This is a genomic window from Hyphomicrobium sp. D-2, assembly GCF_029872155.1.
In the GTDB taxonomy this organism is placed as follows: domain Bacteria; phylum Pseudomonadota; class Alphaproteobacteria; order Rhizobiales; family Hyphomicrobiaceae; genus Hyphomicrobium_A.
Genome location: NZ_JARXLA010000008.1, coordinates 280,314 through 306,309, shown reverse-complemented (window position 1 = coordinate 306,309; position 25,996 = coordinate 280,314). Strand labels below are relative to the sequence as shown.

Below are 25,996 nucleotides of genomic sequence, written 5' to 3'. Positions count from 1 at the left end.
GCGAAGTCACAGGCTCGGCACTTACGGGATTGGCAAGTCGAATGGTTGTACTCAGCAAGATTTATACGCGCACCGGCGATAAAGGCACTACCGCGCTGGGAAGCGGCGAGCGGGTGCTCAAGCACGATCTGCGGATCGCGGCCTATGGCACGGTAGACGAGACCAATGCGAGCATCGGCATGGTGCGGGTTCACCTGGGCTCGGGGCATCCCGGTGTCGATGCCAAGCTGGTGCGGGTTCAGAACGATCTGTTCGACCTTGGCGCCGATCTGTGCGTGCCCGACCGCGGCCAGAAGATGGAATATGAGCCACTGCGGATCAGCCAGACTCAGGTTGAGCGGCTTGAAGCGGAAATCGACGAGATGAACAGCGAGCTGAAGCCGCTGCGCTCGTTCGTGCTGCCGGGCGGTTCGCCAGCGGCGGCGGCGCTGCATGTTGCGCGGACGATTTCACGCCGCGCCGAGCGGTTGATGGTGGAGCTGGCCGGTGACCCCAACGAGCCCGTTGGCACCGCGGCACTGCAATACATCAACCGGCTTTCGGATTTTCTCTTCGTTGCCAGCCGCTATGTGAACGATCGCGGCAAGAGCGATGTACTTTGGGTGCCGGGGCAGAACAGATAAAAGAGCAGCATCGCTAAAGCACAGCGCGGCGTTCGGCGGATTGAACGTCTGGCGGACTACTTACTCCTAATCCTTCGGGTCTTGAATAATTGGGGCTGCCAGAGTGTTCATTCCGCTGCGCGACGACAATTCCTTGAAGAGTATTCCGTTTCAGTATGTGACCGTCTCCCTCATCGTTGTGAATGTTCTGGTGTTCATTCTTGAGGTCAGCGGTCTGGGCGACGCGTCGATCGCGAGCTTCGCGGTAACGCCGCGCAATCTGCTGGCGTCAATTCTGCCGGTCGGCGAGGCATCGGGCACGCTGGTTCCCGAGGGCGGATATTCGTATCCGCTGGCTGTCCAGACGACGCTGCTGACGTACATGTTCTTCCATGCTGACATCTTCCATCTGGTCGGCAACATGCTGTTCCTGTGGGTGTTTGGCGATAACGTCGAAGACGCCATGGGGCATGCGAAGTTTCTGCTTTTCTACATCGCGTGCGGTGTCATGGCGGGATTGCTGCACACGATCATGCAGCCCGATAGTGACGTGCCGCTGATTGGCGCGAGTGGCGCTGTTGCAGGCGTTATTGCGGCCTACCTGATGCTGCATCCGAGAGTGAATGTGTGGGTGCTGGCGTTCAAGGTCATCCCGCTGCGCATCACCGCCGGTCTGGCGCTTGGCGTGTGGGTGGCGATGCAAGTTGCGATGCTGCTGATGCCCGATGGCAGTCCGGTAGCCTGGTGGGCGCACATCGGCGGCCTCATCACGGGTGCGGTGTTGATCGTCTTCATGCGCCGGCCAGGGGTGCAGCTTTTCGATCGCGATATGAAACTCGCCTGAAGCCTTTCAAAGCTAGCGGTTCTGACCCGGTCCGGCGCGAGATGGGACGTTACCGATCTGTCCCGTGCGGCGATTGCGTACCCTTGTTTGGGTTAATTCGCGCGCCAATTGACTTGCATTCCCGGCGCTTCTAGTTTCATTTTTCGCACTTGCGAATAAATAGAAGAAGGCGTGAGACAGGGGACTTTATCGCGGCGCGCTTTTTCACCGTCGCGCTGCAAAGGCATATCCCCCGTTCCCAAAAAATCGCCAATAGCGCTGGAGAGCCGACGGCATGAAGATCCTGGTGCCGGTCAAACGAGTTGTCGATTTTAACGTCAAGATTCGCGTCAAGCCGGATGGCTCGGGGATCGATCTGGCAAACGTTAAGATGTCGATGAATCCCTTTGATGAAATTGCTGTCGAAGAGGCAGTTCGCATCAAGGAAAAGGGCGGGGCCAGTGAGGTCATCGTCGTTTCCATTGGCCCGACGAAGGCGCAGGAAACGCTCCGCACAGCACTCGCGATCGGCGCCGACCGCGCGATCCTGGTCGAGACGGCTGATACGCCCGTCGAGCCGCTGGCAGTCGCCAAGATCCTCAAGGCCATCGTCGAGGCTGAGAAGCCCGATCTCGTCATCCTCGGCAAGCAGGCCATCGACGACGATTGCAACCAGACCGGCCAGATGCTGTCCGGGCTGCTGGGCTGGCCCCAGGGCACGTTCGCTTCCAAGCTTGAGCTGGCCGACGGCGCTGCCGTGGTCACGCGTGAGGTCGATGGCGGCCTTGAAACCGTACGCCTGAGGATGCCGGCGGTGGTGAGCACCGACCTGCGTCTCAACGAGCCACGCTATCCTTCGCTGCCGAACATCATGAAGGCAAAGAAGAAGCCGCTCGACACCAAGAAGCCTGAGGACTTCGGCGTCGATATTGCCCCGCGCCTCAACGTTCAGAAGATTTCCGAACCGGCATCCCGCAAGGCGGGCGTGCGTGTCGGCAGCGTTGCCGAACTGGTCCAGAAGCTCAAGACGGAAGCCGGGGTGCTCTGATGACAATTCTACTTCTCGCCGAGCACAACAACGGCGCTCTGCATGCTGCCACGGGCAAGGCTGTGGCCGCTGCCAAGGATATCGGCGGCGACATTCACGTGCTTGTTGCTGGACACAACGCCAAGCCTGCGGCTGAGGCCGCTGCCAAGCTGGCCGGCGTTGCCAAGGTTCTGCATGCCGATGCCCCGCATCTGGAGCATGGATTGGCGGAAGAGGTCGCGGCCCTCGTGGTGCCGATGATGTCTTCCTATGACGTGTTCGTTGCTCCGGCGACGACGTCGGGCAAGAACGTTGCTCCGCGCATCGCAGCTGCTCTCGACGTGATGCAGCTTTCCGACATCACCAAAGTGCTTTCGGCCGATACGTTCGAGCGTCCTATCTACGCTGGTAACGCCATTCAGACGGTGCAGTCGCCGGAAGCCAAGAAGATCATCACCGTTCGCATCTCGGCATTCCCTTCGGTTGATGAAACCGGATCGGCCGCGATTGAAAGCATCGATGCTCCGGCAGCGCTGGGCCTCTCGACGTTTGAACGGGCTGAGCTGACGAAGTCGGACCGTCCGGAGCTTTCCGCCGCCCGCATCATCATTTCCGGCGGTCGCGGTCTGCAGTCGGGCGAGAACTTCACGAAGTATCTGGAGCCGGTTGCTGACGTCATCGGTGCAGCGGTTGGTGCATCGCGCGCTGCCGTCGATTCCGGCTTCGTGCCAAACGACATGCAGGTCGGCCAGACCGGCAAGGTCGTGGCGCCGGAGCTCTATATCGCGGTCGGCATTTCAGGCGCGATCCAGCATCTCGCCGGCATGAAGGACTCGAAGATCATCGTGGCCATCAACAAGGATGGCGAGGCGCCGATTTTCCAGGTGGCTGACTATGGTCTGGTGGCCGATCTGTTCCAGGCTCTGCCAGAGCTTGAAGCAGAGCTGAAAAAGGCCGGCTAGTAAGCAAAACTCTGATCTGGGGCAGAAGGGCTTGTGGGCATGAACGTAGCGGCGAAATCGGCGGGCAAGCCAGAGCATCCGGTTCCTCAGTCAATCAAGAAGGTCGGCATTATCGGTGCCGGTCAGATGGGAACAGGCATAGCCCACGTCGTGGCCCTCGGCGGCCATGACGTGGTGATCAACGATCTCAAGCCTGAGGCGGTAGAGGAATCGATCCGCACCATCGAGAAGTACATGACGCGTCAGGCGGAGAAGGGGATCATCTCCGAGGCGCAGGTGGCTCCCGCGCTGGAGCGCATCAAGTTTGCGCCGACGTTTAGCGATTTCGCGGACTGCGATCTCGTCATTGAGGCGGCAACGGAAGACGAGGCGGTAAAGCGCAAGATTTTCGCCGAGCTGTGCAAGCACCTCAATCCCCGCACGATGCTGGCGACGAACACGTCGTCCATTTCAATTACGCGGCTGGCGTCCACGACCGATCGCCCCGAGCGCTTCATCGGCATGCACTACATGAATCCGGTGCCGCTTATGGAGCTGGTCGAGCTGATCCGCGGCATCGCCACTGACGACGACACGTTTGTGGCGACGCGGGAGTTCGTCGAGAGCCTCGGCAAGAACGTTGCCGTGAGCGAAGACTTCCCGGCGTTTATCGTCAATCGCATCCTGCTGCCGATGATCAACGAGGCCGTCTATACGCTGTATGAAGGCGTTGGCACGGTTGAGGCGATCGACAAGGCTATGAAGCTGGGCGCTCACCACCCGATGGGGCCGCTGGAACTGGCGGATTTCATCGGTCTCGATACCTGTCTTTCGGTGATGCAGGTGCTTTACGAGGGGCTGTCCGATTCCAAGTATCGGCCGTGTCCGCTGCTGGTGAAGTATGTCGAAGCCGGATGGCTGGGCCGCAAGACGAACCGCGGCTTCTATGACTATCGCGGTGAAACGCCGGTTCCGACGCGCTGATCGCGTCGAAATTTCTCAATTCCATATATGTGAAGCGCGCTCTGTCGCTGCAGCAGCCAGCCTATTTGTCAGGGGCTGCGCTGTAGCTTTCCAGAAAGCCCGTCAGATCAGCCGTCGCGTGATGGATGTGATCGGGCAGCGTTCGCCATTTGCGGATCTGGGCCTGCGCACGGTGATCGTCGTAATCGGAATGCACCAGCACCGTCGTCATGCCAAGCGTGTGTGGGGCTTCCAGATTCTGCGGCATGTCCTCGAACATCGCGGCTTCGCTAGGGGCTACGCCGTGCCTGCGCACCATGCGATCGAACGCATCGGGTGAGGGCTTGGCGACGAACTCGCACGCAGCGATGTCGCAGATGTCTTCCATCAGGTGCAGCACGCCGAGCTTTCCCGCCACCCGCTCGGCGTGAACGCGCGAGCCGTTGGTGAAGATGATGCGCCGCCCCGGCAGGCTGGCGATGACGCGCTCCAGTTCGGGCGCAGGTTCCAGCGCCGAAAGATCGATGTCGTGCACGAACTCCAGGAAGTCGTGCGGGTCGATCTTGTGCAGCTTCACCAGCCCGGTCAGCGTGGTGCCGTAGTCGTGATAGTAGCTTTTCTGCAGGTAGCGCGCGTGCTCGATCGGCACATCCAGCAGGCGGACGATATATTCCGCCATCTTGCGATCGACCTCGGCAAACAGGTTGCATGCCGAGGGATAGAGCGTGTTGTCGAGATCGAAGATCCAGACCTTGGTGTCGTCAAAGCCGCGCCGAATGCTTAGGGGGCGGGTGTCTTCCATCCGAAGAACCGGTGGGAGATTGCCTGACCGGCCAGCCGACCGTGACGTACCCATGAAAGCTCTGAGCCTTTCTATGTCTTCGATTTGTAGCGCGCGCGACCCAGCAGGGTGCCGACGCCGTGGGCGGTGAAAAGTTCCAGCAGAACGCAATGGGGAACGCGCCCGTCGATGATGACGACGGCCTCAACGCCAGCCTCCACCACTTCGATGCAGCCTTCGATCTTGGGGATCATACCGCCGGAAATCGTGCCATCCTTGATGAGTCCGCGCGCCTCCTCGATGGTGAGCTGCGAGATGAGTTCGCCGCTTTTGTCGAGCACGCCGGCCACGTCGGTTAGAAGCAGCAGGCGCTTGGCCTTCATGCGCGCGGCCAATGCGCTGGCGAACGAGTCGGCATTGATGTTCAGGGTTTCGCCGTCGCGGCTTGCGGCCACCGGGGCGATAACGGGAATGATGTCCGACTTCGAGATGACATCGACGATGTGCGGATTCACTTCGATCGGATCGCCGACATAACCGATATCGACCGCTTGCATCAGGTTGGACTGCGGATCGGGCATCTCGGTGATGCGGCTGGCGATCATCAGGTTGGCGTCTTTGCCGGAGATGCCGACAGCCTTGCCGCCCTGCCGATTGATGGCGGAGACGATGTCCTTGTTGATGAGGCCGGAGAGAACCATCTCGACCACTTCGACGGTGGGCTTGTCGGTCACGCGCAGCCCGTGCACGAAGTCGGACTTGAGCTCCAGCTTCTTCAGCATCGCTGCGATCTGCGGCCCACCGCCGTGAACGACGATCGGGTTAACGCCAGACTGCTTGAGATAGACGACGTCCTTGGCGAAGGCGTCGGCCAGCGCCGCGTCGCCCATCGCGTGGCCACCGAATTTGATGACGACGGTCTGCTCATCATACTGGATGAGATGCGGCAGGGCCTCGGCCAGAATGCGGGCCTGAAGGTGCGGGGACGGGACGAACGGCGACGTGTTCATGTGCCTGGCCTGGGCCTTCTGTCTGGCGCGGCTTCCCGCCGCCGGGGCTTAGGTTGCATCCTTATGCATCCATGGGCCTGCTCATATACTGGCCCGCCCCCTATCGCCAAGCCCCGTGGCTTTTCGCTCACCACGATTAGCGCAATGACGCAGGGGGCAAAATCCAACGGAATTCCCCCACATTCGTCTGCTAGATGGCATGGTTGATGCTATGCAACTGTAACGCCCGCCGCACCGCAGCAGCCACGCCTTGGGAAGTCCGTTCATGATTGCCGACGATTTGAGCCGTATTGCCATGTCTTCCGGGCTCGCGGCCTCACTTTCGCGGGCAACCGACCATGCGCGCGCGCGCGGCCATATCGAAGTTTCGCTTGAGCATATCCTGCTGTCGCTGTGCGATGACCCGGATGCGGTGCTTGTGCTTGCCGCCAGCAACGTCAACGTGGCGGAGCTGATCGGCGAGGTGGATGGGCAACTCGCTGGCATCCCGCCCCACCCTGATGCGCAGCACACGGAGCTGGGCGTATCGGATGACCTGCGCCGTATCCTTGAAGCGGCCGCAGCGGCTGCGCGTGGTGGCCGCCGCCGGGAGATCAACGGCGCCATCGTGCTGGCGGCTATCGTGGGCGACGGCAAGAGCCTGGCGGCGCAGGTGCTCGGCGCGCAGGGCATGACCTTCGAGGGCGCGATCAGGGCGCTGCAGGCGCGGGTTTCAACGCCGCCGCCTCAGTCGGCTTCGCCAGCGCCGGATGCTGAATCAATTCTCGCCAGCGCGCGTGAACGGGTGCAGTCGCGCACGGTTGTGCCGCCGGTCGTCGCGCGGCCGGTTGAGCCTGCCGCCCACTCCATGCCGGAACCGTCACCCAGGGATGATGTCGAGCAGCACGGCGACGATGCGTTCAACACTGATGATAGTCACGATGGCTACGCGGCTGAGGACGAGGACGAAATCGCTGGCTATGCAGGCGCGGCAGCAGACCATTATGCCGACGATCCGGCTCGTGATGGCACCGGCGCGGGGTATCGGGATGCGCGTGACCTGCAGGGACATGCGCCAGCGGCATCGGACTTTGACGCTGAACCGGAGCATCAGGACAGCTTCGATCATGGCTTCGATGAGCCAGCGGAGCATCAGCCGGTAGCGCCTCCACCAGCGCCTGCGCCGCGGCAGGGAATGCAACTGGAGCCATCGGCTCCGCGCGGTGTTGCGCCGCCGCCTCCGCCAGATTTTTCCGAGTTCTCCGGCGGGCCACCGCCTGCACGGCGCGAGCAGGGGCAGGAACCGGTTTGGGCTTCGTGGCCGGCCTCGGAGCCTGAGATTACTCCGGACGAGGTCAATTCGCGCCCGCCGCCACGTCGGCCGGAGCCGATGGATGGTGTGCCACCTCCGGCGCCTCGGCCGCAGAACCGGCCATCGCTGCCGCCGCAAACGACTGCGTTCCCCGGCGGTAACGCGCCTTCCACGCGTGGCGTTGGCGACCATGATGCTTATGCGGATGAGCCGGAGCACTCGCTGCGGCATCAGCTGCCATCGGGCGATGATTACCCTTCGTTTGATCGCGTCGCCGATAGGCAGCAGGCCGACCGCTTCGATGATTTCGGATCGCACAGCGAAGCTTCGCCAGAGCCGCACGGCGCCGACGGCGATTTTGCGGACGCCGACGATTACGATGAACCGCCGATGCCGGCATCGGCGCCGTTTCCGCCAGCGGTGCGTCCGCCGCCCCAAACGCATACCTCGGCGCATGACGGATGGGCGCCGCCGCCTGCGCCTCCAGCACGTGCACCCGCGCCACCTGCACCGCCACCTATGGGCGCTGCTGGTGTCCGCCCGCCCGCACCGCGGCCGCCAATGCCGTCCGTGCCTTCGGCTGCGTTGCCGGTAGATCCATCGGCCGGGCCACAGGCATATCTGAGACGTTCACCGGCACCACCTGAACCCGAGCAGGTTCGCCCCGGTCCGCCGCCGCTTGCGCCCTGGCCGGAACCGGAAGCGCGCGTTCCAGCGCCGATGCCGCCTGCTCCTGTGCCGCCCGGCCGGGGTGAGGTCGTGCCGTTCGATAAGCGTCCGCCGCGCGGCGGTGCTAATGCCGGCCCTGCTGCTGGCGCGCCGATGGCTCGGGCCCCGCGGGCGGAAGTAGGTCAGCTCGTTGAGAATATTCCGCGCGTCATGCGCGTCAGCATTCCGGCGCTGATTGAAGTGCGTATTGCGCGCGCCGATGTGCAGCGTCTGGCGGACGGCTTGCAGGGCGGTGGCGCTGTCTATCAGCACGACGTCACTGTCACCAAAGCGATGTCAGTGCGGCTACGTGCGCCCGATGGTGGCTTTTTCATCGAGACCGCTTCGCCCGAGACGCAGTGGATCGAAAAATCTATGCTGATGTCGGCGGATGATTTTGCGAGCTGGCGCTGGCATGTGACGCCGCGTGACACCGGACGCAAGCGGCTGCAGCTCATCATATCGGCACGCACTGTTGGTGCCGATGGTCTGGCGGCGGAGACGGCGCTGCCCGATCAGGTCATCACCGTGCGGGTGCGCACCAACTATGCGCAGACGGCGACGCGCTGGGCTGGCTGGGGTGCGGCCGCCATTGTGGGCGGCTTGCTGGCCAAGTTCGGTGAAGGCGTGGTGAGCGTGATCGGAAGCTTGATCGGATAAAGTTTTATTTTGCGCCAGCGACACCGCTGCGCGGCGCCAGCCGCTGGCGCTGATTGGTGCGCGCTGCTCTCTCCTTTGGAGAGCCGGCCGCCGAGCGCGCAATAGGGAAATGCGCTAGGCGCGGTCCTGCATGATCTCGGCGATGGTTGCGCGCAGCTCCGGAATGCCGAGGCCCTTTTCCGACGACGTGGCAATGATGCGCGGGAACGCAGCGGGATGCTTTGCCAGTGCCTTCGAAGTTTCCGCAATCACCTTCTGCAACTCGTGCGGCTTGATCTTGTCGGCCTTGGTCAGCACCGGCTGATAGGTGACGGCTGACGTGTCGAGCATGTCAGCGATCTGCAGGTCGGTGGGCTTCAACCCATGGCGGGAGTCGATCAGCAGAAACACGCGCGCCAGCGTCGGCCGCCCGCGCAGATAGTCCATCACCAGACGGCCCCATGTCGCCACCTTGTCGCCCGGCGCGCGCGCGTAGCCATAGCCCGGCATGTCAACGATGTAGAGCGGATCGCCATCGCTTTCGAAGTACACCAGTTCCTGCGTGCGGCCCGGTGTGTTGGACGTGCGAGCCAGACCGTTCTGGCGCACCAGCGCGTTTATCAGGCTCGACTTGCCGACGTTGGAACGGCCCGCGAAGGCGATTTCGGGACGGTCGGCGGAGGGCAGGAACTCCAGCGCAGGAAGGCTTTTCAGGAGCTGCCAGCGCCGCTCAAAAAGCTGGTCTCCGGCGGCGATCAGCGATGGGTCGAACTCGTCGTTCACGTTCGGCTTCCTTCCCGGCGACGTTGGAGCAACTCAGCTGTGCGGCGCGCGATGCATTCTAGAGATGCGATCGCCGATGCCCATAATCAAAAGGCGCCCCGCCGATTGATAAGCGGAGCGCCTTTAAGGTGGTGTGAAGCGCTTTAATTGCGCGCTTCGCCGTTATTCCTTGTCGGGGCGCTTCTTGATGAGGCCAGCGCCCTTTTCAGCCGTCGAGGCCAGGGATTTGAACTGGCGGGAGAGGTTGCCCGCCAGGTGAACCTCAACGCCCTGCTTCTTCATGATGTAGTACTGCTGGGCGAGCGACAGCGTATTGCTCCATGCCCAGTAGATCACCAGACCGGCCGGGAACGAGGCCAGCAGGAAGGTGAACAGCACCGGCATCCAGTTGAAGATCTTCTGCTGGATCGGATCAGGCTGCTGCGGGTTGAGCTGCATTTGCAGCCACATCGTGACACCCATGATCAGCGGCCAGATGCCGATGTGCATGAACTCCGGCACCGAGTAGGGCAGCAGTCCGAACAGATTGAAGATCGACGTCGGATCGGGCGCAGAGAGATCCTTGATCCAGCCGAAGAACGGCGCGTGCCGCATGTCGATGGTGATGTACAGCACCTTGTACAGTGCGAAGAACACCGGGATCTGCAACAGGATAGGCAAGCAGCCGGCAACCGGGTTCACCTTTTCCTTGCGATAGAGGTCCATCAGCGCCTGCTGCTGGCGGACCTTGTCGTCCTTGAAGCGATCGCGGATCTGCTCCATCTGCGGCTGCAGCTTCTTCATCTTGGCCATGGAAGCGAACTGCTTGTTGGCCAGCGGGAAGAAGGCGAGGCGCACCAGAACGGTCAGGATCAGAATGGTGATGCCGAAGTTATGGACGTGGGAGTTGATCCACTCCATCAACTGGAACAGCGGCTTGGTGATGAAGAAGAACCAGCCCCAGTCGATCAGCAGGTCAAACTGGAGGATGCCGGTGTTCTGGTAGTGCTGCAGAAGCTGCATCTGCTTCGCGCCGGCGAAGAGCTGCGATTCAACTTCGGCCTTCGCACCGGGCGCAACGCGGATGGCGTCGCGCATATAGTCGGTTTGATAGGACGGCTGCTCGCTAGGCAGTTTCGGCATGTTGCCGGAGAACTGCGCACGATACTGTGCCGTCTGGTCAGGAATGACGGTGGCGGCCCAGTATTTGTCAGTGAAGCCGATCCAGCCGCCGATGGCAGGATCGAAAACGCGGGTTGGCTCGTCGCGCGCGTCGGCATAGCTGGCACGCTGCTCACCCTGCTTGCCGATGACGCCGATGAGGCCTTCGTGCAGGATCCAGTTGTTCTCGATTTTCGGCGTGCCGTAGCGGTGCACGCGCGCATACGGCGCCAGCGCGACTTCGGCGCCGGACTTGTTCTCGACCTCGTCGACGATCTTGAACATGTAACGGTCATCGACCGAGATCGTGCGTGTAAAGGTTAGGCCCTGGCCATTGTCCCAGGAGAGCGTGACCGGCGACGACGGTGTCAGGGTGGTGCCGCTGGCGAGCTGCCAGAGCGTGTCACGATCAGGAACCTTGGTGTCGGTGCCAGCAGCGGGAACCCAGCCATATTCCGCGAAGTACGGATGCTGGCTTTCGCTGGGCGAGAACAGCACGACGTTCGGGCTCGTGGGGTCTACCGTCTCGTGATACTTCACCAGCACGACGTCATCGAAGCGACCGCCGCGCAGGGCAACCGAGCCCTTCAGCGAAGGCGTGTCGATCTCGACGCGCGGCGACAGGCCGATGGCCTCTGCGCGCGGCAGGTTGGCGGCGACCGGTGCGCCTGCTCCGGGAACTGCTCCGGCGGCTGCCGGAGCCGCTGGAACGGAGCCGTCCTTGTTGCTGGCAGCAGCCTGTTCAGGCTGTTGGCTCAGTTCGCGCTGGGACTGCTGGCGCTGCTGCTCTTCGCGCATTTGGGGGCCGGCATAAAAAAGCTGCCAGCCAAGCAGCACCATCATCGACAGGACGACGGCCAGGATGAGATTCTTCTGGTGATCGGGATCTTTCACTGCATCGGTCCTCAGCGCCGTCTGTTTCGGCCCATGGAGCCGGCGGTCACTCGCGTCCAGCGCGCCTGGAGGCGCACCTGCGGGGGAGAGCATGTGCAAATACCCCGAGAGCACCTCAACGCAAAGCCGGAAATCATGGGTTCTTCGAACCCCGGCGTTTTTGCCCCGAGGGTTGGTGAATGCGCGCCAGCGCGACATCCAGATCGTTCTTCAGGGCGGTGAAGTCTCGCTCTACGGCGGCGGAGCGAGCGATCAGCACATAATCGAAGCCGGGAAGGGTCTGCTCGGGCGCCAGGGCGGCGGTGAGCGCGCGCAAACGCCGTCGCACGCGATTGCGTACAACGGCGCCGCCAACTTTCTTGGAAACGGTGTAGCCGAAGCGTGCTTGAGCATCCGCCCCTGCGACATTCTGCCGGGGGCGTGCCTCAAGAACGAAAGCGGCCGCACTGTGGCGGCGGCCGTTTCTAACCCAGAGAAATTCTCTGCGTTTTTTTAAGGTAGGTGGTGCCACGGCGCAGAACCCAGATAGGACTACGCACAAAGACTGCTGGAGCGTGTGCTCCACCAGATTACGCCGACAGGCGCTTGCGGCCCTTTGCGCGGCGACGTGCAAGCACGCGAACGCCACCAACGGTTTGCATCCGCTTGCGGAAGCCGTGGCGACGCTTGCGGACGAGCCGGCTTGGTTGATAAGTGCGCTTCACGATACAGCTCCAAAGTCCGCAGTAAAAAAACAAGCACCCCCGCCAACCTTTCGGTCAAGCCCGGGAGCGCAAAGCTTCAAGGATTAGGCGCGGCTTATACGGGCTGGCCGCGCGCAAGTCAACGTACAGCCTGATGGCAGATTAATCCACGCTTCAGTCAGTAAAGCGGGTGCGCCCCGGCCCGGGAAATGGCAAATCTGATATGCCGATAGCATATGGGTAAGGTTTGCGGTCTCCTGTGGGATAGCGACTGACCTTAACGTGGGGCCGGAATTTCGGGGGGCATGGAAATGGCGGCATCTCAGTCCGGGGACGCGCTGGTCAATGCCCCGGAAGAGCACGGCGAAATAGTTAACGCCGACATTTGCGTTATAGGTGCTGGGCCTGCGGGGCTGGCGGTTGCCACCTCGGCAGCCGCGCTGGGCCGCACTGTCGTGCTGGTTGAAGGCCAGCGGTTTGGCGGTCAGGCACTGAACTCCGGATGTATTCCCCTGCGAGCCCTGGCTGTGGCCGGCGCCCGTGCCTATGCCATACGCACGGCAGCGATGGTGGGAATTACCGGGGCTGAGCCCGTCGTCGATATGCGGGCAGTGAACGCCTATATTTCGTCAGCGGTCGGGAAGGTGACGCCTAATTTCGCCCCTGAGCGATTTGCCGGCCTTGGGGTGCGAGTCATTCAGGCAGCGGGGCGCTTCATCGATCGGCGCACCGTGCAGGCGGGCGAATATCGCATCAAGGCTCGCCGTTTTGTCATCGCTACGGGCACGACACCGTCAATGCCGGAAATTTCCGGACTGCAAAGCACGCCTTACTTCACCACAGATTCGATCCTCGAAAACATCATCCCGGTGCACAGCTTGATTGTAATCGGTGGCAGCGCTGCGGGACTTGAGGTCGCGCAGGCCTATAGCCGGCTGGGCGCGAATGTCATCGTACTCAATCGCAAGCCGATACTTCCGGATGAAGATGCTGAGCTGACGCAAACGGTATTTGACCAGCTGGGCGAAGAAGGCGTCGGCGTGCACCAGAATGCCAACGTGGATGCAGTGGAAGGCGATCTCGGCCGTGTTCGCGTCAAGGTCAGCGTGAACGGCGAGCAGCATGTTGTTGAGGGTAGCCACTTGCTGATCGCTGCTGAGCGCAAGCCAGCGATCGATAATCTCGGGCTCGATGTGGCGCGCATCCGCCATGACGCCAACGGCCTGCAGCTCAACAGCGGGCTGAGAACCAGCAACCGGCGCGTTTTTGCGGTTGGGTCGGTCACTGGCGCGCCGCTGTATGCTCATACCGCGGAGCATCATGCCGCTGTCGTGATATCGCGCGCTCTGATGGCTGTGCCTGCAAGTGTCGATACCAGCCTTCTCGCGCGGGCCGTCTTCACCGAACCGGAATTCGCCTATGTCGGCCTGACGGAAGACGAAGCAAAAAAGCGCAACAGGAAAATCCACGTTCTGCGCTGGCCCTATCGCGAGAATGAGCGCGCGCAGGCGGAGGGAATTGCGGCGGGGCACGTCAAGGTCGTCACGACGCCGACGGGTCGCATTCTGGGCGCTGGGATTGCCGGATCGCGCGCGGGCGAACTTATCCAGCCATGGGCATTGGCGATCGCGCGCGGGCTCGACATGAAGGCTATGGTCAGGTGGAACTTGCCATCGCCAACGCTGGGCGAGATCAACAAGCGTGTGGCCAGCAGTTACTATGCCGCTAATCTGGCGAGCCCGGCCTTACGCAAGTTTATAGGTCTGCTTGCTAAGATCCGATGAGTTGCGGCCAGTGAAAGGAAGCGCGTGCTCCGCGAGCTGAAAGATGAGGCGGGGAGCCCCCAAGAGGCTGGGCCGGGGCGTGCCGATGGTTTGACGGGACGCAAGCCGGGCTATCTGAAGCGCTGGCGTTATATCGGCTTGCCAGGCAAGCTTCTGCTTCTGACCGGCCTGTTCGTCATGCTGGCTGAAGTGCTGATCTTCCTGCCCTCAATTTCCACCTTCCGCGTTGACTGGCTCAACCAGCGTTTAACCGCAGCCCAACTCGCCACCCTTGCCGCCGAAGGCTATCCGGGAGGCGACGTGCCGGCCGGGCTGCGGGCCGAGATGTTGCGCACCGCGCAAGTGAAGGCGATAGCCTCGCGACGGCACGGTGTGCGCCGGCTGGTGTTGCCGGTTGATCCGCAGGTGGCCATCCATTCCCATTTCGATTTGCGCCAGCAGCCGGAGAGCTGGTGGGAAAACGTGAAGCTGAAGTTCGAGCAGGTGGGTGATGCGCTGAGCGCGCTGGTTGCGCCTGAGGGGCGCGTTATCCGTGTGTTGGGCAGCATCGGCGACAATCGGGATGACCTTGTCGAGGTGATCATGCCCGAGGCTCCGCTCAAGGCGGCGCTGAAAACCTACGCGATGAACATTCTCGCGGTTTCGGCTGTCATTTCGCTGCTGACCGCGGCGCTGGTCTATTTTGCGCTGAGCCGTTTGCTGGTGCGGCCGATGATGCGCATCACCGAAGCGATGGTGCATTTCGGGCAGGCGCCGGAAGACCCGGCCCGCATTATTGTGCCATCGGGGCGCCACGACGAAATCGGCATTGCCGAGCGCGAGCTGGCTGAAATGCAAAAGCAACTCTCGGGCGCGCTGCTGCAAAAGACGCGTCTGGCTCAGCTAGGCTTGGCGGTGAGCAAGATCAATCACGATCTGCGGGGCATGCTGGCCAATACGCAGCTTCTGTCAGATCGCCTGACGGCAATTCCGGACCCGACCGTGCAGCGGTTTGCGCCCAAGCTGATTGCCTCGCTCGACCGTGCGATCAGCTTCTGCACCGATACGTTGCGCTTTGGCCGAGCTGAGGAAGCCGCGCCCCGGCGCGAGCTTCTACGCCTCAAGCCGCTGGTCGCCGAGGTTGGCGATGCGCTGGGGCTGCCGCGTGACGACATCGACTGGAAATTCGACGTCGATGAAAATCTGCGGATCGACGCAGACCGTGAGCATCTGTTCCGCATTTTGTCGAACCTGGCCCGAAATGCCGTGGAGGCCCTGGCGGGGTCTTCCGAGCAGGAACGCGGCGCGCGTGGCGAAATCGAGGTCCGTGCCCGGCGCGAAGGGCGTCGCGTCATCGTGGACGTGCGGGACAACGGGCCTGGCGTGCCGGTGAAGGCGCGGCAGCATCTGTTCGAGGCCTTCACGGGCTCGCAGCGCAAGGGCGGCACGGGCCTCGGGCTTGCCATAACGGCTGAGCTGGTTGGGGTGCACGGTGGTCAGGTGCGGCTGCTGGAATCCGAGGCCGGTGCCGTTTTCCAGTTCGAGATTCCGGATCGGAGCGTGGTCTAGGCCTGCATTGTGCGGATGCAGCAAAGAGAGAGCATTGCTTGCAGGGTGAGCCAGCAATTCTGCGGCATTTTCATGCCGTCGCAATTCGTGCTGTTAAGCCCCTTGCTTCTGGCGCCAGTAGCGATTAGTAGTGTCGCACTTCGGCAGCGCAATGCTCGCCGAGCATGTGTTGTTGGGCCGCTGCGTCCCCTTAAATCGCAGACAAGCACCGGTAGCTCAGCTGGATAGAGCACCAGACTACGAATCTGGGGGTCGGGAGTTCGAATCTTCCCCGGTGCGCCACTATCTTTTCAGATAGATTTTCAGAACCTCCTTCTTTTTCGCATTGATAGCCATGGATACGTCCGTGGTCGGACGTTTTTGCGCCTGCTAACCAGGTGGAAAATGCTGCGTTTTTGAGTGCAGCGCAAAAAGTCGCATGACTAAAAGCCAGCAACAAAATGTTACTGAATTCAGGGGTTTTGGCACCTCCTACCAGTATGTCCCGGCCGGATTTGGAACGTGTGCCATTGATAAAATGTCGCGACAAGGTGCCCGTTATAAGGTCGCTAAAATTCGGCGACTGAACGTCGCGCGCAATGCCCGGCGAATATGTAGGGAGAAAACGCAATGGCCAAAAAATGGGTCGCTATCGCTGCTGCTCTGGCGCTTTCTGGTTCGGCTGCACTCGCCGCTGACTGGACTGAGCAGTTCAAGGTAATCGACACCGACGGCAGCGGCACGATCGCCCAGACCGAGTGGGAAGCCAACGCTGGCAAGCTGGGCATCGACCCGGTTCCGCAGTTCCAGGCTATGGACAAGAACAACAACAGCAGCATTTCGAAGTCCGAATGGGCTGCTGCTGAGAAGATGGTCAAGGCATTCCCCGTGTCCTGCAAGTCCGCCACCGAATCCTGGTGCCCGCCGGGATACTAATCCCTACGCGGCGTGACCTTAGCCCGAAACCCGGTGGGCAACCCCGGGTTTCGGGCGAGATGGGTGTTGGTTCGTTGGCTTGCTATTGTTGCCTTGCAGCAAAGCCTGTCCCGGCAACACCAGGTGATCGACCAGCTGGTCGAAGAGTTGCGGAGCAAATTGCGCAGCTCAGTCTCGGCTTCCGGCGTCGATGGCAATATGCCGTTCGAAACTCGGCTGAGCCGCTGTTGGCGCCCGTATCGCGCGCTGGCCGAAGAAGTAACGCGCTGCTGACAGCGCCAAAGGTGCTTCTGTAAGGCTGCGAGTGGTCAAAGGGTTTGGTACAGAGCCCAATCTGACGATTTCGACACATGCCGCCCACCGGCACTGGCAGCCCGACGCCGACGCCAGTGCGGCTTCGTGACGGGGCCGAGCGGAGTGTCGGTAGAAAACGCCTAGCGCGTTGGGCGGAGAGAGTTCGTCTTCGGCCGCTCAGGAAGTTGGCATGCCCCGGGGCGCCCCGGTAGATCGGCGATAGCCGGCGTCGGTTTAGGAAACCGGCTCAGGCGCATGATTTCCGGTAGCATGAGGCCGATCAGAGCGGAAGCATCATTGATCTGAAATGCAGGATGATGCGAGTGTCCGACGGTTGAAATCTGAACCGGAAGACCGTGAATGTTGAAACGGCTCATGGACATTGTCGGCGCGCTGACGGGTGGTATCGTGCTCGCCCCTTTGATGCTGATCGGCGCCATTTGTGTCGCCTGCTCTATGGGCCGCCCCATTCTGTTCCGTCAGCGGCGCCCTGGCTTGAACGGCGAGCCGTTTGAGATCGTCAAATTCCGCACCATGTCGAACAAGCTGGGTGCGGATGGCAATCCGCTGCCGGATGCGCAGCGGCTTACGGCTGCCGGGCGGTTTCTGCGCGCAACCAGCATCGACGAACTGCCTGAGCTTTGGAATGTTCTGAAGGGCGACATGAGCCTCGTCGGCCCGCGCCCGCTGCTGATGGAGTACGTGCTGCTTTACAGTGCCCATCAGGCGCGTCGCCAGGAAGTGCGGCCCGGTCTTACAGGCTGGGCGCAGGTCAATGGCCGCAATGCTCTGTCCTGGGAGAGCAAGTTTGACCTCGATGTCTGGTATGTGGACAACCGGTCGGCGTTGCTGGATCTGCGCATTATCGGACTTACAGTGCTCATGGTGCTGAAGCGCACCGGTGTATCGGCTGAAGGCGAAGCGACGATGCCGAAATTCACCGGTACCCGGAAGGAACAGCCGACGATATGAACCGCGGGCTGCTGATTCTCGGAGCAGGCGGGCACGGCAGGGTAGTGGCTGACGTTGCGTTGGAACTGGGCTTCCGCACCATCGCCTTCCTTGATGACGCGCCACAGGGTCCCGATGTCGATATCGGGATTCCGGTTCTTGGGCCGCTGCAGCTGGCCGAAACCCTGCTAGATGAATGGCCGCTGGCTTGCGTGGCGATTGGCAACAATGAACGCCGCCAAAGATTGTTCGCATCGCTCCGCGGTGCGGGGTTTGCTATGCCTACGTTGGTGCACAGGTCTGCGGTCGTCAGCCGCTTTGCCAAGCTGGGAGATGGCGTCGTGGTCACGGCCGGCGCGGTCATCAATGCCGGTGCCAGCATAGGCGACGCCTGCATCGTCAACACGGGCGCGCGCATCGACCATGATTGCGTTATCGGTGAAGCCTCCCATGTTGCACCGGGCGCCACGCTTTCAGGTGGCGTGGTCACGGGGGTGCGGACATGGCTGGGCACCGGGTGCGCGGTCAGGCAAGGCGTGCGTATCGCCGACGATGTTTTGATCGGCGTTGGCGCTGCGGTCGTCTGCGATCTTGCCTCAGCTGGAACCTACATCGGCGTGCCTGCACGGCTTGCGCCTGAACATCGTCAATAATTGAAGTGCCCCATGCTCAACACGCCCTTCTCTCCTTGGCCGTCATTTACCGAACAGGACATCGAGGCCGTCTCGCGCGTGCTGCGTTCTAACCGGGTCAACTACTGGACCGGTGAAGAAGGCCGTGAGTTTGAGCGCGAGTTCGCAGAATGGAGCGGCGCTGCGCATGCAATAGCGCTGGCAAACGGCACGCTGGCGCTGGATCTGGCTTTGCATGGTCTGGGCATTGGCTCGGGTGACGAGGTAGTTGTCACGCCGCGCACGTTTATCGCTTCGATAAGCTGTGTGGTGAACGCTGGTGCGACGCCGGTATTCGCCGAAGTCGACAGGGACAGCGGCAACATCACGGCTGAAACCGTTGAAGCGGTGCTGACGCCAAAAACGAAGGCCGTGATTCCCGTGCATCTGGCCGGTTGGCCCTGCGATATGGACCCGCTGATGGAACTGGCGGCGCGGCGCGGGTTTAAGGTGATCGAGGATTGCGCGCAGGCTCACGGTGCCCGCTACAAGGGGCGCTCTGTAGGCACCATTGGCCATGTTGGTGCCTGGTCGTTCTGCCAAGACAAGATCATGACCACGGGCGGCGAAGGCGGCATGGTGACAACCAATGACCGCGAACTGTGGTCCCGCATGTGGTCGTTCAAGGATCACGGCAAGAGCTGGGAAGCCGTGTATGAGCGGGCGCATCCGCCGGGCTTCCGCTGGCTGCATGAGAGCTTTGGCACGAACTGGCGCATGTGCGAGATGCAGGCGGTTCTTGGCCGCAACCAGCTTCGCCTGATGGATGAGTGGACGCGTAGCCGCGAGAGCAACGCAGCGATCGTTCACGGCGCGCTGCAGGCATTTGCCGGGGCGAACGGTGTCGTCCGCGTGCCGACGCTGGCGGGCAGCAACACCGGCAATCGCCATGCGCAATACAAGTGCTATGCCTACGTGCGGCCGGAAAATCTGGCTGATGGATGGTCGCGCGACCGCATTGTGAGCGAGATCGTTGCCCGGGGTGTGCCCTGCTATCAAGGATCGTGTTCCGAGGTTTATCTGGAGCGCGCGTTTGATGATACCGGACTGCGGCCAGAGCACGGTCTGCCGATTGCGCGCGAACTGGGCGAAACGAGTCTGATGTTCCTCGTCCACCCGACCTTGACCGACGACGAAATGCGCAAGACAGCAGAAACGATCGCGCAGGTTCTGGCCGAGGCGCAGGGATAGGCGCTCTGATCAGCGCGCATCAGAGCTCACCGCACGGGCAATCGAACTCAAAACTTTATGACGGCGCCGCTCAGGAATAGTTGCAGGCTGTCGATCGGTGTACGCGCGATCGCGCCCGTTGCAGCACCTGCTTGCAACTCTCGCAGTGTCAGGTCACCGCTGACGTGCCGATAGGTGAGGTAAAGGATCATGTCGGCTTCATCGATGCCTTGAGCCAACCCACCGCCCCACATTTCAACGCTGGAATGCCAGACGCCCCAGGTGCCAGTTCCGGTCGGGTTAAGCGGGTCACTGGGGCCAACCGGCAGGACGGACGCTGCGCCACCATCAAACATATAGTAACTGCCATACAGCGTCGTGTTCCCGAGCGGCGATAGCTGCCGTTCAATGCCAGCCTGCGCAGCAAGAAAACCCTGACCACTGTTGATGCCGCTATTCTCGTAACGGGTGGTCTTGGCTGCGATGCCGTCGAAGGTGTGATTGGCGCCGATGTTGGCAAACACACCGGTATCCATATGCTTTACGCTGATTGATCCGCGGAGCTGTTTGCAGGCTGTGGAATCGGCGATGTTGGTGATGAATGTTGAAGGGCAGACGCTGCGTGTGTGCGAGTTCGGTGTGAGCTGCAGATAGCCGATGCCAGCTGCAACATCGAAGCCAGCGATCTGCTTGCGATAGCGCAACGCGACATCCCAGAAATCAGTGAACACCCAGTCGGACGCGAACGTCAGTCCGTTCCAGGTAGGGGAAACGTATTTGATCTGATTGAAGCCGCGCTGACTCTCGCCGGGTTGGTCGCCGCCCGCGCCGATGATGCGCCGCCAGTTGAGCAGGCTGTGCGTCATGAGACCGTTGTTGCTCGACCGCAGGTACATGCCCAGGCCGGCGTTCTCCGGTGCTGAGTACTGGTCGAACGAACTTGTCTGCGTGACGTTTGAATTTGCGATGCGGTCGGTTGCAGAGAACGTGCTGCCGACAAAAATCGCGCCGTAGAGCTTGTGGCGGAGATACCAGACGGAACTGCGCAGATTAAAGCCGGGCGAAATCAGATCGCCGTCGTTCAGCTGTGTGACCAGCTTTGAGTTGGCGGCCCGGAGACCGATATCCAGCGCGTATCCGGCCTCCAGCAGCGGTGTGATGCTTGCCTTGCCGACGAAGCTGAATCGGGAGCGCTGATTGTCATTGGTGACGACGTAGGCGTTGCTTTCGGCACCGTCATCCCAGGTTAGAATGGCGTTGTTGACGAGGCCGGTGACCGTCACTGAAACGGTCTTGTTGCCGCGTCTGGCGGCTTGCTCCTCAAGATCGGCGATGCGGCGTTCGAGATCGGCACAACACTGCGCATCGTAAGGCGACCCTGCAGCAGGGTTGCCGCCGGCGAGCGCGAGTAGCGCCACCGTGCAGCATGCGGCCAGCCGGTTTCGTCCTGCTTTCGCCACGCTCCCTACGTCCCGCGCTTTGCGTTTTGCAACGTCAAGGAATGCGCCTTATCTGATTCGACGCAAGCGTGTGCAGGTGGCAGCTCGAACTGTCAGGGGTGCGAAGGCCCGACAAATATCCCGAGCCCTCCACTGCACTTTACAGTTTCTTGAGTTGCGTCGTGTACGTTGGCTTCATATCCGGTCATGGAGGACCTCGTGACGAATAGGAACTCCATGTGGAGAGCCATTGCCAGCAACCCATGGACGAGCCTCCATGACGCTTTGCTTGTTGCGAGCATATTCGCAGTCGGCCTGCTGCTGTGCATCGAGTTTGACCTCTTCTATTTCGCAGGCGCCTCGGGTCTTGAAGAACAGCGCGTAACCGTGGCTGAGGCCATTGGCCTAACCTGCCTGCTCGCGATCTGTGTTGTGGCTTTCGTTATTCGGCGGCTGCGCGAAGTCCGGGTTGAGAGCGAACGTGCGGTTGTGATTGACCAGCAGATGCAGGAATTGCGCAAGCAGGCCTTGCGTGACCCACTTACGGATCTGGCCAACAGACGCGCTGTGTTGGAGCGTCTAAATGAGACGCATGATCCAAACAGTCAGCATGCTTTCTTTTTGCTCGATCTGAACGACTTCAAGAGCGTCAACGACACGTTCGGCCATACCATCGGCGACAGTGTTCTGCAGGTCGTTGCTGAGCGCTTCAAGCGCATCACGCGGCCGTCTGACATTCTTGCGCGGCTGGGCGGCGATGAGTTTGCGATGCTGGTCAACGATGTGGACCGTGCAGGCGCTGAAGCGCTGGGTGCACGTCTGCTTGCTTCGCTGAGCAACAGGATATGGGTGGATGGCATCGGCCACGATGTCGGTGTCTCGATAGGCATCGTCTTCATTCCATCGGATGGCGTTGCGACACCGGAGATCCTGAGCAACGCCGACATCGCCATGTATCGCGCCAAGAAGGTTGGCAAATCGGCGATGGTCTTTTTCGGCGACCTGGGCGAGGACGCTGAAGCGTCAACGCACGCCTCCTGACACAAACCGCGTACAAGATCTCATCATCGAAACAGGTGAGTTCAACGCCGCACCGCGCGTGTGGCGCCAACCCATGTTGAGAGCAGGTTGGTGTCGTAGCTCCATCCAAAAAGGATGGAGGCGACGAGTGGACCAGGCTGCTTGCCGCGCGCCTGCATTGATCAATTGCAAATGCCAATCATTTGCAATAAAGAGGAGTGGCTTTGCTGGTTTCGGAGCGTGCCTCGTCGCGCCCGGCTGGTGTTGGATGCAACCTCGAGGATCGGAGATCGCCATTGCGGTTGAATAGAAGAATGTTCGCCGGTGCTGCGGCACTGCTTGTGACGGCTGTCACGCTTGGAGTCGCAACGCCATCGTCGGCGGCGCGGGATAAGCCGTTGAAGGTGGTGACGACATTCACGGTGATCGCCGACATCGCCAAGAACGTCGCCGGTGACGCTGCGGTTGTTGAATCGATCACCAAGCCCGGCGCTGAAATCCACGATTATGATCCGACGCCCGGCGACATCGTGAAGGCGCAGTCCGCCGATCTGGTGCTGTGGAATGGCCTCAATCTTGAGCGTTGGTTTGAGAAGTTCTTCCAGAACATCAGCGATGTTCCGAGCGTGGTGGTGAGCGATGGCATCGAGCCGATGGGCATCACCGAGGGTGCCTACTCCGGCAAGCCCAACCCGCACGCGTGGATGTCGCCGAGCAGCGCGCTGATCTACGTTGAGAATATCCGCAAGGCACTGGTTGAGCGCGATCCGGATAACGCTGAGGTCTACAACCGCAACGCTGCCGCTTATTCGGAGCGCATCAAGGCGATCGACAAGCCGCTGCGTGAGCGCCTGGCCGGTATTCCGGAAGGACAGCGCTGGCTGGTGACGAGCGAGGGCGCCTTCAGCTATCTCGCCCGGGACTATGATCTGCGCGAACTTTATCTGTGGCCGATCAATGCCGATCAGCAGGGCAGCCCGCAGCAGGTCCGTCGTGTGATTGATGAGGTGCGCAAGAACGGCATTCCGGTGGTGTTCAGTGAAAGCACCGTGTCGGACAAGCCTGCGCGGCAGGTCGCCAAGGAAACCGGCGCGCGTTATGGTGGCGTGCTTTACGTTGACTCCCTTAGCGAAGAGGGTGGCCCGGTGCCGACATACCTCGACCTGCTTGAAACGACTGTTGGAACTGTAGCCAAGGGCTTCGGTTTATGAGTTCTGCTCCGGTGTTTCTGGCGGGAGCGAGCGGAGCAGAAGGCGTCGTCGCATCGTTATCGGTGCGCGACGTCACCGTGGCCTATCCCAGCGGGGTGACAGCGCTGCTGGACGCAACGTTCGAACTTGGCGCCGGCACAATCTGCGGTCTCGTTGGCGTCAACGGCAGCGGCAAGTCCACGCTCTTCAAGGCCATCATGGGGTTCGTGAGGCCTTCGCGCGGCGAGGTTCGCATTTGCGGCCTGTCCGTAAATCAGGCTTTGAAGCGCTGCTGCGTTGCATATGTTCCGCAGAGCGAGGAAGTCGACTGGAACTTCCCCGTACTGGTGGAAGATGTGGTGATGATGGGCCGCTATGGCCACATGAACTTTCTGCGCATCCCCACAGCCAAGGACAAAGAGAAGGTGACGGAATCGCTGGAGCGAGTGAACATGCTCCGGTTCCGCCACCATCAGATTGGCGAACTTTCGGGCGGGCAGAAGAAGCGCGTGTTTCTGGCCCGGGCACTGGCGCAGGAAGCGCCGGTCATTCTGCTGGATGAGCCCTTCACCGGCGTCGATGTGAAAACCGAGACGGCCATCATCGAGCTGTTGCGTCAATTGCGCGCCAGCGGTCACCTGATGCTGGTTTCAACACACAACCTCGGCAGTGTGCCGGATTTCTGCGATCAGGTCGTACTGCTGAACCGAACCGTTCTTGCGTCGGGGCCAACGGCAACCACCTTCACACCGCAGAATCTGGAGCGGGCATTTGGCGGCGTGCTGCGCAGCTTCCGCATAGCGGGTGGCGATCTCCACGACGATCACGATGCCCGTAGCGTAACGGTGCTGACGGATGACGAACGCCCCGTGGTTTACTACGGCGAGGGCGGGCCTGAGGAAGAACCGTTGCGACGCACGGACAAGGGCGCGTGATGCAGGAACTGATCGCTCCGTTTCTCTACGACTACATGCTGAAAGCAATGTTTGTCAGCGCGCTTGTCGGCGCGGTGTGCGCATTCCTGTCGGCGTTTCTCATGCTCAAAGGCTGGTCGCTGATGGGCGATGCGCTTGGGCACGCGGTGGTTCCTGGTGTGGCGGGCGCTTATTTGCTGCAACTGCCTTATGCGGCGGGCGCGTTCATCTCCGGCATGTTGGCGGCGCTGGGCATGGCCTTTGTAAAGCAGCGCACGCGCCTGCGCGAAGACGCGGTTATCGGGTTGGTTTTCACAACCTTCTTTGCAGCCGGTTTGCTGTTGGCCTCCATCTATCCGACGTCGGTCAGCATCCAGACGATCGTGCTGGGCAACATCCTTGGCATCTCGGATGAAGACGTCATTCAGGTCATCATTATCGCCGCGGTTTCGCTGACGATCCTGATCGCTAAATGGCGCGACCTGGTGGTTGTGTTCTTCGACGAAACCCACGCCCGCACGGTTGGCATCAACGCGTTCGCGCTGAAGATCGTGTTCTTCACGCTGCTGGCGGCATGCACGGTGGCGGCGTTGCAAACGGTGGGCGCGTGTCTGGTGATCGCCATGGTGGTGACGCCGGGCGCTACCGCCTACCTGCTCACGGATCGGTTCGGGCGCCTGATTATTCTGAGTGTTCTTATCGGAGCGGGAACGAGCTTCTTCGGAGCCTACATCAGCTATTTTCTTGATGGCGCAACCGGCGGCCTCATCGTCACGCTGCAGACGCTGTTGTTCTTGGCGGCATTCTATCTGGCGCCCAAGCATGGCGTGCTGGCCGGGCGCCGTCGTCAGTCGTCCGCTTCGTCTGAGGGGGCGATCCCATGACAGAGGTGTGGAGCTTCTTCGCCGAGCCGCTGGGTTACGCCTTCATGCAGCGGGCGCTGCTGGGGGCCGTTTTGATCGGCGCGGTGTGCTCGGTGCTGTCGTGCTATCTGGTGCTGAAGGGCTGGTCGCTGATGGGCGATGCCATTTCGCACGCGGTGCTGCCGGGCGTCGTGCTCTCGTTCGTGCTGGGGCTGCCGTTGGCGATTGGCGCGTTCGCGGCCGGGCTATTCTGCGCGGTGGCAACCGGCTACCTGAAGGAGAACAGCCGCGTGAAGGAAGACACGGTGATGGGCATCGTGTTTTCCGGCATGTTCGGCTTCGGTCTGGTGCTGTTTTCGAAGGTGGAAACCGACCAGCACCTGAATCACATTCTGTTCGGCAACATGCTGGGCATCACGCCGCGCGATCTTGTCGAAGTGGGCATCATCGCCGGAATAACGCTGCTTATCGTGATAGCGAAATGGCGTGACCTGCTGCTCTACTGTTTCGATCCGGCTCAGGCGCGGGCGGTGGGATTGCCGCTCTCGGTGATCCATTACGGGCTGCTGGTGCTGCTGGCGTTGACCATCGTCGCGTCGATCAAGGCGGTCGGCATCATCCTTGTTGTTGCGATGCTTATTGCCCCCGGCGCAACGGCCTATCTGTTGACCAACCGTTTTTCGCGCATGCTGATGATTGCGGCCGCGGTTGCGATCGGTTCATGCGTCATTGGAACGCTACTCAGCTTCCACATCGATGGGGCAACCGGTCCGTGCATCGTGCTGGTGCAGGCATTTGCGTTTGTGCTGGCGTTTCTGTTTGCGCCGCGCCACGGCGTGCTGGCAATGCGGCGCGAGCAGCGCCCTGCGGCATAAGAAAGACCGACGCAGCATGTGCCTGCGTCGGTCTTGTGCTTTCTGGTCGGCAGCCCCTCAGCTCAGAGTGCTTCCGG

Annotated in this window: 24 protein-coding genes and 1 tRNA gene; 18 read left to right on the top strand and 7 right to left on the bottom strand. The window is 61.3% G+C overall.

The window, feature by feature from the left end:
• Positions 1-41 precede the first annotated feature (41 nt).
• The 5 genes from QEZ49_RS13865 to QEZ49_RS13845 all read left to right on the top strand — a co-directional run bounded on the left by QEZ49_RS13865 (position 42) and on the right by QEZ49_RS13845 (position 4,377).
• The gene (locus QEZ49_RS13865; protein ID WP_068459671.1) at positions 42-623 is read left to right on the top strand and encodes a cob(I)yrinic acid a,c-diamide adenosyltransferase; all 582 of its coding nucleotides are present in this window, start codon (positions 42-44) and stop codon (positions 621-623) included.
• A gap of 103 nt (positions 624-726) precedes the next feature.
• Positions 727-1,446, top strand: coding sequence for a rhomboid family intramembrane serine protease (locus tag QEZ49_RS13860; RefSeq protein ID WP_280387766.1), 720 nt, complete (start codon positions 727-729; stop codon positions 1,444-1,446).
• Between the two features lie 274 nt (positions 1,447-1,720).
• The gene (locus tag QEZ49_RS13855; protein ID WP_280387764.1) at positions 1,721-2,473 is read left to right on the top strand and encodes an electron transfer flavoprotein subunit beta/FixA family protein; all 753 of its coding nucleotides are present in this window, start codon (positions 1,721-1,723) and stop codon (positions 2,471-2,473) included.
• Complete coding sequence (locus QEZ49_RS13850) at positions 2,473-3,414, top strand: electron transfer flavoprotein subunit alpha/FixB family protein (RefSeq protein ID WP_280387762.1); 942 nt, start codon at positions 2,473-2,475, stop codon at positions 3,412-3,414. The genes QEZ49_RS13855 and QEZ49_RS13850 overlap by 1 nt, the downstream gene beginning before the upstream one ends.
• Before the next feature lie 39 nt (positions 3,415-3,453).
• Complete coding sequence (locus QEZ49_RS13845; RefSeq protein ID WP_280387760.1) at positions 3,454-4,377, top strand: 3-hydroxybutyryl-CoA dehydrogenase; 924 nt, start codon at positions 3,454-3,456, stop codon at positions 4,375-4,377.
• Positions 4,378-4,438: 61 nt separating this feature from the next.
• Here QEZ49_RS13845 and QEZ49_RS13840 read toward each other — a convergent pair whose 3' ends face one another.
• Together QEZ49_RS13840 and argB are read right to left on the bottom strand one after the other, a co-directional pair.
• Positions 4,439-5,158, bottom strand: coding sequence for a pyrimidine 5'-nucleotidase (locus tag QEZ49_RS13840; protein ID WP_280387758.1), 720 nt, complete (start codon positions 5,156-5,158; stop codon positions 4,439-4,441).
• Positions 5,159-5,229: 71 nt separating this feature from the next.
• Positions 5,230-6,147: an acetylglutamate kinase gene (gene argB / locus QEZ49_RS13835; RefSeq protein WP_280387756.1), complete on the bottom strand. Its 918-nt coding sequence runs from the start codon at positions 6,145-6,147 to the stop codon at positions 5,230-5,232.
• A gap of 265 nt (positions 6,148-6,412) precedes the next feature.
• Between argB and QEZ49_RS13830 the strand changes: the two genes are divergently transcribed.
• Positions 6,413-8,806, top strand: a complete 2,394-nt coding sequence (locus QEZ49_RS13830; RefSeq protein WP_280387754.1) for a Clp protease N-terminal domain-containing protein — start codon at positions 6,413-6,415, stop codon at positions 8,804-8,806.
• Between the two features lie 114 nt (positions 8,807-8,920).
• On the opposite strand, the gene yihA is transcribed toward QEZ49_RS13830, so the two are convergent.
• The 4 genes from yihA to rpmH form a co-directional block, all read right to left on the bottom strand.
• Positions 8,921-9,568 carry a ribosome biogenesis GTP-binding protein YihA/YsxC gene (gene yihA / locus QEZ49_RS13825; RefSeq protein WP_280387752.1) on the bottom strand — a complete coding sequence of 216 codons (648 nt, stop codon included), beginning with the start codon at positions 9,566-9,568 and terminating at the stop codon, positions 8,921-8,923.
• A gap of 162 nt (positions 9,569-9,730) precedes the next feature.
• Positions 9,731-11,695 carry a membrane protein insertase YidC gene (gene yidC, locus QEZ49_RS13820; RefSeq protein ID WP_280387751.1) on the bottom strand — a complete coding sequence of 655 codons (1,965 nt, stop codon included), beginning with the start codon at positions 11,693-11,695 and terminating at the stop codon, positions 9,731-9,733.
• 40 nt (positions 11,696-11,735) lie between these two features.
• Positions 11,736-12,167, bottom strand: coding sequence for a ribonuclease P protein component (rnpA, locus tag QEZ49_RS13815; RefSeq protein WP_280387749.1), 432 nt, complete (start codon positions 12,165-12,167; stop codon positions 11,736-11,738).
• Between the two features lie 4 nt (positions 12,168-12,171).
• A complete protein-coding gene (rpmH, locus tag QEZ49_RS13810; RefSeq protein ID WP_068459654.1) occupies positions 12,172-12,306 on the bottom strand; it encodes a 50S ribosomal protein L34 in 135 nt (44 codons plus the stop codon).
• Between the two features lie 290 nt (positions 12,307-12,596).
• Here rpmH and QEZ49_RS13805 point away from each other — a divergent pair, with 290 nt between their 5' ends.
• The 7 genes from QEZ49_RS13805 (at position 12,597) to QEZ49_RS13775 (ending at position 19,639) form a co-directional block, all read left to right on the top strand.
• Positions 12,597-14,069 carry an FAD-dependent oxidoreductase gene (locus tag QEZ49_RS13805; protein WP_280387746.1) on the top strand — a complete coding sequence of 491 codons (1,473 nt, stop codon included), beginning with the start codon at positions 12,597-12,599 and terminating at the stop codon, positions 14,067-14,069.
• A gap of 90 nt (positions 14,070-14,159) precedes the next feature.
• The gene (locus tag QEZ49_RS13800; RefSeq protein WP_280387744.1) at positions 14,160-15,617 is read left to right on the top strand and encodes a HAMP domain-containing sensor histidine kinase; all 1,458 of its coding nucleotides are present in this window, start codon (positions 14,160-14,162) and stop codon (positions 15,615-15,617) included.
• A gap of 205 nt (positions 15,618-15,822) precedes the next feature.
• A tRNA-Arg gene (locus QEZ49_RS13795) sits at positions 15,823-15,899 on the top strand.
• Between the two features lie 327 nt (positions 15,900-16,226).
• Positions 16,227-16,532, top strand: a complete 306-nt coding sequence (locus QEZ49_RS13790) for an EF-hand domain-containing protein (protein WP_280387742.1) — start codon at positions 16,227-16,229, stop codon at positions 16,530-16,532.
• Between the two features lie 654 nt (positions 16,533-17,186).
• On the top strand, positions 17,187-17,798 hold the full coding sequence (locus QEZ49_RS13785; RefSeq protein ID WP_280387740.1) for a sugar transferase: 612 nt from the start codon (positions 17,187-17,189) through the stop codon (positions 17,796-17,798).
• Positions 17,795-18,430: an acetyltransferase gene (locus tag QEZ49_RS13780; protein ID WP_280387735.1), complete on the top strand. Its 636-nt coding sequence runs from the start codon at positions 17,795-17,797 to the stop codon at positions 18,428-18,430. Before QEZ49_RS13785 ends, QEZ49_RS13780 begins: the two co-directional genes overlap by 4 nt.
• Before the next feature lie 12 nt (positions 18,431-18,442).
• On the top strand, positions 18,443-19,639 hold the full coding sequence (locus QEZ49_RS13775; RefSeq protein WP_280387733.1) for a DegT/DnrJ/EryC1/StrS aminotransferase family protein: 1,197 nt from the start codon (positions 18,443-18,445) through the stop codon (positions 19,637-19,639).
• A gap of 47 nt (positions 19,640-19,686) precedes the next feature.
• Here the strand turns inward: QEZ49_RS13775 and QEZ49_RS13770 are convergent, their stop codons facing one another.
• Positions 19,687-21,078 carry a porin gene (locus tag QEZ49_RS13770; protein ID WP_280387731.1) on the bottom strand — a complete coding sequence of 464 codons (1,392 nt, stop codon included), beginning with the start codon at positions 21,076-21,078 and terminating at the stop codon, positions 19,687-19,689.
• Positions 21,079-21,294: 216 nt separating this feature from the next.
• Here QEZ49_RS13770 and QEZ49_RS13765 point away from each other — a divergent pair, with 216 nt between their 5' ends.
• The 5 genes from QEZ49_RS13765 to QEZ49_RS13745 all read left to right on the top strand — a co-directional run bounded on the left by QEZ49_RS13765 (position 21,295) and on the right by QEZ49_RS13745 (position 25,919).
• Positions 21,295-22,098: a GGDEF domain-containing protein gene (locus tag QEZ49_RS13765; RefSeq protein ID WP_280387730.1), complete on the top strand. Its 804-nt coding sequence runs from the start codon at positions 21,295-21,297 to the stop codon at positions 22,096-22,098.
• 293 nt (positions 22,099-22,391) lie between these two features.
• Positions 22,392-23,288 (top strand): metal ABC transporter substrate-binding protein, encoded by an 897-nt coding sequence (locus tag QEZ49_RS13760; RefSeq protein ID WP_280387728.1) that lies wholly within the window; start codon positions 22,392-22,394, stop codon positions 23,286-23,288.
• Positions 23,285-24,202 carry a manganese/iron ABC transporter ATP-binding protein gene (locus QEZ49_RS13755; RefSeq protein WP_280387726.1) on the top strand — a complete coding sequence of 306 codons (918 nt, stop codon included), beginning with the start codon at positions 23,285-23,287 and terminating at the stop codon, positions 24,200-24,202. Before QEZ49_RS13760 ends, QEZ49_RS13755 begins: the two co-directional genes overlap by 4 nt.
• Positions 24,202-25,065, top strand: coding sequence for a metal ABC transporter permease (locus tag QEZ49_RS13750; protein ID WP_280387724.1), 864 nt, complete (start codon positions 24,202-24,204; stop codon positions 25,063-25,065). The genes QEZ49_RS13755 and QEZ49_RS13750 overlap by 1 nt, the downstream gene beginning before the upstream one ends.
• The gene (locus tag QEZ49_RS13745) at positions 25,062-25,919 is read left to right on the top strand and encodes a metal ABC transporter permease (RefSeq protein ID WP_280387722.1); all 858 of its coding nucleotides are present in this window, start codon (positions 25,062-25,064) and stop codon (positions 25,917-25,919) included. The genes QEZ49_RS13750 and QEZ49_RS13745 overlap by 4 nt, the downstream gene beginning before the upstream one ends.
• The last annotated feature ends 77 nt before the right edge of the window (positions 25,920-25,996 follow it).